Annotated in this window: 6 protein-coding genes and 1 pseudogene; 5 read left to right on the top strand and 2 right to left on the bottom strand. The window is 62.3% G+C overall.

The features are described 5' to 3' along the window. Positions 1 to 80: 80 nt before the first annotated feature. From DBR18_RS17510 to DBR18_RS28405, 3 genes are all read left to right on the top strand, one after another. Positions 81 to 374 carry a putative quinol monooxygenase gene (locus tag DBR18_RS17510; protein WP_108591244.1) on the top strand — a complete coding sequence of 98 codons (294 nt, stop codon included), beginning with the start codon at positions 81 to 83 and terminating at the stop codon, positions 372 to 374. A 32-nt stretch (positions 375 to 406) separates the two neighbouring features. Continuing rightward, positions 407 to 1420, top strand: a complete 1014-nt coding sequence (locus tag DBR18_RS17505; protein WP_108591243.1) for a zinc-binding alcohol dehydrogenase family protein — start codon at positions 407 to 409, stop codon at positions 1418 to 1420. A 153-nt stretch (positions 1421 to 1573) separates the two neighbouring features. Continuing rightward, positions 1574 to 1747 carry a hypothetical protein gene (locus DBR18_RS28405; protein WP_007962962.1) on the top strand — a complete coding sequence of 58 codons (174 nt, stop codon included), beginning with the start codon at positions 1574 to 1576 and terminating at the stop codon, positions 1745 to 1747. A 4-nt stretch (positions 1748 to 1751) separates the two neighbouring features. Here the strand turns inward: DBR18_RS28405 and DBR18_RS17500 are convergent, their stop codons facing one another. Further along, entirely contained in the window at positions 1752 to 2954 is a 1203-nt protein-coding gene (locus DBR18_RS17500; RefSeq protein ID WP_108591242.1) for a multidrug effflux MFS transporter, read from the bottom strand. Between the two features lie 198 nt (positions 2955 to 3152). Next, positions 3153 to 3353, bottom strand: coding sequence for a heavy-metal-associated domain-containing protein (locus tag DBR18_RS17495; protein ID WP_096794848.1), 201 nt, complete (start codon positions 3351 to 3353; stop codon positions 3153 to 3155). Between the two features lie 148 nt (positions 3354 to 3501). Here DBR18_RS17495 and DBR18_RS17490 point away from each other — a divergent pair, with 148 nt between their 5' ends. Both DBR18_RS17490 and DBR18_RS17485 read left to right on the top strand, forming a co-directional pair. Next, positions 3502 to 3885 carry a hypothetical protein gene (locus DBR18_RS17490; RefSeq protein WP_108591241.1) on the top strand — a complete coding sequence of 128 codons (384 nt, stop codon included), beginning with the start codon at positions 3502 to 3504 and terminating at the stop codon, positions 3883 to 3885. A gap of 164 nt (positions 3886 to 4049) precedes the next feature. Then, positions 4050 to 6105 (top strand): annotated as a pseudogene (locus DBR18_RS17485) (heavy metal translocating P-type ATPase); the annotation flags it as partial.

Raw genomic sequence — 6105 nt, 5'->3', positions numbered from 1 at the left:
GTTTTATCTCCATGGGAAATAGCCAATCATCTATCCCATCGCATTTACCCGCCGCTTCAAACCGTTTCCGGAGTCGAGCCATGTCCCAGCCCTTTACCGCCATCGCCACCCTGATCGCCAAACCCGGCCAGCAGGACACCCTCGAAAACGCCCTGCGTGCACTGGTTGAGCCGAGCCGTGCCGAAGACGGCTGCAGCCAGTACGACCTGCACCGCGACCTGGCCGATCCGCTGACCTTTTATGTGATCGAACACTGGGCCAGCGAGGAGATCCTCCAGGCGCACAACGCCAGCGCGCATTTCCAGACATTCCAGGCCAGCGCCGGTCACTGCATCGAACATTTCCAACTGAAACGCCTGGGTGCCATCGCCTGAGCCGTTCTTCCATCACCGTTACGGAGCAAGTCATGAAAGCCATCGCCTATTACGCCTCCCTGCCGATCAGCGACGAACAATCGCTGCAAGACATCGAACTGCCAGAGCCGGTCGCCGGCCCGCGCGACCTGCTGGTGGAAGTCAAAGCCATCTCGGTCAACCCGGTCGACACCAAGGTGCGGCAGAACGTGGCGCCGGAAAACGGCGCGGCAAAAGTGCTGGGCTGGGACGTCGCCGGTGTGGTCAAGGCGGTCGGCAGTGAAGTGACACTGTTCAAGGCCGGCGACAAGGTGTTCTACGCCGGCTCGATCGCCCGCGCCGGTGGCAACAGCGAACTGCACGTGGTTGATGAGCGCATCGTCGGCCACATGCCCAAGTCCCTGGGTTTCGCCGAAGCCGCCGCCTTGCCGTTGACCGCGATCACCGCGTGGGAACTGCTGTTCGAGCGCCTGCAGATCAGCGAAGGCAAAACCGATGAGGGCCAGAGCCTGCTGATCGTCGGTGCCGCTGGTGGCGTCGGTTCGATCCTCACCCAACTGGCCAGCCAATTGACCGGCCTGAAGGTCATCGGCACCGCGTCCCGTGCACAGACCCGCGAGTGGGTGACTGAGCTGGGCGCCGATCTGGTGATCGACCACAGCCAACCGCTGAGCGAAGAACTCAAGCGCGCCGGCATCGATCACGTCACCCACGTCGCCGGTCTGACCCAGACCGATCAACACCTGGATCAACTGGTCGAGGCCTTGGCGCCACAAGGCAAACTGGCGCTGATCGATGATCCGAAGTCACTGGACGTCAGCAAGCTCAAGCGCAAGAGCCTGTCGCTGCACTGGGAGTTCATGTACACCCGTTCGCTGTTCGAAACCCCGGACATGATCGAGCAGCACAACCTGCTCAACCGCGTGGCTGAACTGATTGATGCAGGGACATTGAAGACGACTGTGGGCGAGCATTTCGGCACGATCAATGCGGCCAACCTGCGTCGCGCTCACGAGTTGCTGGAAAGTGGCAAAGCCAAGGGGAAAATTGTTTTAGAAAGTTTCTGAGAATCCGAAGGCCGCAATCAGCGCCAGCCCCTTCAAGGGCTGGCGCTGTTTTTTGCCGTCAGTCAGATGCTTCTGCGTTGTCACAAATGCGATCGTATTCAGGTCTACAATCGAAGCCTCTGCGATGCATCTTTTACACAAGGGAGGTCAGCAATGAAGATCCTGATAAAAGAAGTGGCAAAGTCTCAATGGCAGGTTCGTCTGGACCAGCACGCCGTGACCTTTCGCAGTGAAGCCGAGGCTCTCGCCTTCACCCGCACCCTCGAAGCGCGCCTGCACGCGCCCCATCAGTTTCCCGATCCCGGACAGCAACGCGCCGCCGGCTGAGCTATCAGGCTTGCGCCTGTGCTTGCGCCAGTGCCCGGGCATTCTGCAAACGCCGGGTGTACATCGCGACGCTCACCACCAGTAATCCGCACAGACTGATGACCATGGCCATCGGCATGGCGCTGCCGTCGTGCAGAATCCCCACCAGCGAGGCCGCGCCGGACGCCACGCTGAACTGCAGGCAACCCATCAGCGCCGAGGCGCTGCCAGCACGCGCACCCTGACCGTTCATCGCACAGGCCGCGGCGTTGGGCAGGATGCAGCCGAGGCTGGCAATGCACACGAACAACGGAATCAACAGCGGCCACAACGCTTGGGTGTGCATCGAGCTGACTGCCAGCAGCGAAACACCGGCCAGCAGATACACCCACACCGCCCGCGCCAGCAGGAAGGCCGGACCGCGCTTGGCCAGCAACCGCGCGTTGACCTGCGCCACCAGAATGAAACCTGCGGCATTGGTGCCGAACAGCCAGCCGAAATGCTCGGCCGGTACGCCGTAAAGTTTGATGAAGACGAACGGTGAACCGGCGATATAGGAAAACATTCCGGCGACGGCGATACCGCCGGTCAGGGCGTGGCCGAGAAACACCCGGTCGCCAAACAACCGGCCGTACTGGCGCAGCGCACCGGACAGCGGCTGGCGTGGCACATGGGCCGGCAGACTTTCCGGCAGCCCCAGCGCCACAGCCAGGCCGGCCAGCGCACTGAAACCGGTCAGCGCCAGGAAGATCGATTGCCAGCCCGTGGTGTTGACCAGCAGACCGCCGAGCAGTGGCGCGAGGATCGGCGCCAGGCCCATCACCAGCATCAGCTGCGAGAAGACTTTCGCCGAACCGACCGCATCGCACTTGTCACTGACCACCGCCCGGGAAATCACCATCCCCGCGCAACCACCCAGCGCCTGAACGAAACGCGCGCCGATCAGCCACTCCAGATTCGGTGCATAGGCACAGGCCAGCGAGGCCAGGGTGAACAGGCCAACCCCGCCGAGCAGCGGCAGGCGCCGACCGAAACGGTCGGCCACCGGGCCATACAGCAACTGCCCGATCGACAGGCCGGCGAAATAGGCTGCCAGGGTCAGCTGGACGTGCTTTTCATCGGTGCCAAAGGCCAGCGCCATCGACGGGAACGCCGGCAGATAGAAATCGATCGCCAGCGGACCGAAGGCGCTCAGGGCACCGAGAATCAGAATGGTACGGAAGTTCATCAGGCATCCAGGTTGGATAGAAGTAGGCAGCCCCACAGTCTAGCCGCGCAGGGACACCTTGAACATTCCGATAGCTCGCTAACTATTAAAAAGTCGGACGAACTGCACAGCAAAGATCAAAAGATCGCAGCCTGCGCCAGCTCCTACGAGAGCAACACCCTGTAGGAGCTGCCGCAGGCTGCGATCTTTTGCTTTTGATCACCCGGCCAATTTGACCGGGTAACCCTCTTCACTGATGACCTCAATCACCTGCTCGGCACTTAGCGAACTTTCGACGCCGACTTCCTTGGCCGCCAGATCGACCCGCACGCTGGCCGCCGGATCTTTCGCCTGCACCGCGTTGGTGATGGCTTTGACGCAGTGACCGCAGGACATGCCTTGAACATTGAACACTTGCATGGATTGCCTCCCTTGAGTGAAGTTGCCGGCAGTGTCGAGCTTGCCACCATGGCAAGGTCAAGTTCTGCGAAAAACTGCCGGGCTGGCAATCGGCCTCGCGCTCAGCCAAGCTGCTTGCATCAATGACTCAAATTCAGGAGATTCAGCCATGCGCTGGTCAGCTTTCAGCCTGTTTGGCCTGCTCAGCCTCTTCGCCGCCCTGCCCCAGGCCAACGCGACCGGCGAGGACTACGCCGTACTGATCATCTCGCGCGAGCGCCTGGAAGTGCCGACTCCCTGCGAGATTGGCGTGTATATCAATGATGAGCTCGCGGCGCGCCTGCTTCAGGAGCAGACCACTTCGTTCAACCTGCCCCACGGCACGATTTCCATTCGGCTGAAACAATTGCCCGGCCAAGTGCCGGGTTGCCAGGCAGGCATGCTCGCGCCGCCCGCGCAGGAGATATCGCTCAAGGCCGGCGATGTGCTCAAGTACCGGATCGCGGCAAATGCCAAAGGCTTGTACCTGCGACCTGCTGCCCTCGAATATTGAGTCAACCGCCAAAAGATCGCAGCCTTCGGCAGCTCCTACAGTTGGATTGCATTCAATGTAGGAGCTGCCGAAGGCTGCGATCTTTTGCTTTTCAGATTGGCGCTTGACCTTGCCCGCATGGCAAGGTTGATCCTTGTAGGCATCTTCTACAGGGAGTAAGACCGATGTCCGATTCCATCACCTTCGATCTGCCGATTGCCGGCATGACCTGCGCCAGCTGCGCCGGGCGTGTCGAGCGGGCATTGAGCAAAGTCAGCGGCGCCAGTGCCGTCAGCGTCAATCTCGCCACCGAACAGGCTCGCGTCCAGGCCCCCGGCGACAGCTTGCCGGCGTTGATGGAGGCGGTTGAGCGCGCCGGTTACAGCGTGCCGCAGCAAACCGTGGAATTGAGCATCGAAGGCATGACCTGCGCGTCGTGCGTCGGTCGAGTGGAACGCGCCCTGAACAAAGTCCCCGGGGTGAAGAGTGTCAGCGTCAACCTCGCCAATGAACGCGCGCACGTCGAATTGCTCGGTCAGGTCGATACTCAGTCACTGCTCGACGCCGTGAGCAAGGCCGGCTACTCGGCCAGCGTCTGGCAAGTCGACCACCCCGCCTCCGATAACCAGCAACAACGCTTGCAACATGAGCGCTGGGCGCTGATCTGCGCCATCGCCCTGGCCTTGCCGCTGGTGCTGCCGATGCTGCTGCAACCGTTCGGCATTCACTGGATGCTCCCGGCCTGGGCGCAATTCGCCCTCGCCACGCCGGTGCAATTCATTTTCGGTGCACGCTTTTATGTGGCCGCGTGGAAAGCCGTGCGCGCCGGCGCCGGCAACATGGACTTGCTGGTCGCCCTCGGCACCAGCGCCGGTTATGGCCTCAGTCTGTACGAATGGGCCACCGCCGCCGGGCGCATGCCGCATCTGTATTTCGAAGCTTCAGCCGTCGTGATCGCCCTGGTGCTGCTCGGCAAATACCTGGAAAGCCGCGCCAAGCGTCAGACCGCCAGCGCCATCCGCGCTCTCGAAGCCTTGCGCCCGGAGCGGGCGATTCAAGTGATCGAGGGGCGCGAACAAGACGTTGCGATCAGCGCCCTGCGCCTCAACGATCTTGTCCTGGTCAAACCCGGTGAACGTTTCCCGGTAGACGGCGAAGTGCTTGAAGGCCAGAGCCACGCAGACGAAGCCTTGATCAGCGGCGAAAGCCTGCCGGTGCCGAAACAGCCGGGCGACAAAGTCACCGGCGGCGCCATCAACGGTGAAGGCCGCCTGCTGGTGCGCACCACCGCCCTCGGCGCGGAAAGCGTGCTGGCGCGGATCATCCGTCTGGTCGAGGACGCTCAGGCGGCGAAAGCGCCGATCCAGAAACTGGTGGATAAAGTCAGCCAGGTGTTCGTGCCCACCGTGTTGCTGATCGCGTTGGCGACACTGATTGGCTGGTGGCTGTACGGCGCGCCCATTGAAACCGCATTGATCAACGCCGTCGCCGTGCTGGTGATTGCCTGTCCGTGTGCCCTCGGTCTCGCCACGCCGACGGCGATCATGGCCGGCACCGGCGTGGCTGCGCGCCACGGCATTCTGATCAAGGACGCCGAAGCGCTGGAACGTGCCCATGAAGTCGACAACGTGGTCTTCGACAAGACCGGCACGCTGACTTCCGGCATGCCGCGCATCGCCCATTTCAGAGCAGTGGATGGCGATGAAGATACCCTGCTGACACTGGCCGGTGCCCTGCAACGCGGCAGCGAGCACCCGCTGGCCAAAGCCGTGCTGGACGCGGCCGCCGAGCGTGGCCTGAACGTGCCGGATGTCAGCGACAGCCAAGCCCTGACCGGTCGTGGCATCGCCGGTAATCTTGAGCATCGGCGTCTGGCGCTGGGCAATCGACGCATGTTGGAAGAAAGCGGCTTGAGCGCCGGCAACCTCGCCGAGTCTGCCAAGGCCTGGGAAAGTGAAGGCCGAACCCTGTCGTGGCTGATCGAGCAAAGCCCGCAGCCACGCGTGCTTGGGCTGTTCGCCTTTGGCGACACCCTCAAGCCCGGCGCATTGCAAGCGGTGCAACAACTGGCCGCCCGCGATATCCACAGCCATCTGCTGACGGGCGACAACCGTGGCAGTGCGAAAGTGGTCGCCGAGGCTTTGGGCATCGAGAACGTGCACGCCGAAGTGCTGCCCGCCGACAAAGCCGCCACCGTCGCTGAACTGAAGAAAACCGGCGTGGTGGCGATGGTCGGCGACG

The sequence above is a fragment of the Pseudomonas sp. HMWF021 genome (assembly GCF_003061005.1).
In the GTDB taxonomy this organism is placed as follows: domain Bacteria; phylum Pseudomonadota; class Gammaproteobacteria; order Pseudomonadales; family Pseudomonadaceae; genus Aquipseudomonas.
The sequence above is the reverse complement of the archived record's forward strand: the minus strand, read 5'-3'. Positions and strand labels throughout refer to the sequence as shown.

Bases quoted from the DNA above. Each gene is read 5' to 3' on its own strand.
- DBR18_RS17505 (WP_108591243.1), top strand. From the start codon at position 407: ATGAAAGCCATCGCCTATTACGCCTCCCTGCCGATCAGCGACGAACAA.
- DBR18_RS28405 (WP_007962962.1), top strand. From the start codon at position 1,574: ATGAAGATCCTGATAAAAGAAGTGGCAAAGTCTCAATGGCAGGTTCGT.
- DBR18_RS17500 (WP_108591242.1), bottom strand. From the start codon at position 2,954: ATGAACTTCCGTACCATTCTGATTCTCGGTGCCCTGAGCGCCTTCGGT.
- DBR18_RS17510 (WP_108591244.1), top strand. From the start codon at position 81: ATGTCCCAGCCCTTTACCGCCATCGCCACCCTGATCGCCAAACCCGGC.
- DBR18_RS17495 (WP_096794848.1), bottom strand. From the start codon at position 3,353: ATGCAAGTGTTCAATGTTCAAGGCATGTCCTGCGGTCACTGCGTCAAA.
- DBR18_RS17490 (WP_108591241.1), top strand. From the start codon at position 3,502: ATGCGCTGGTCAGCTTTCAGCCTGTTTGGCCTGCTCAGCCTCTTCGCC.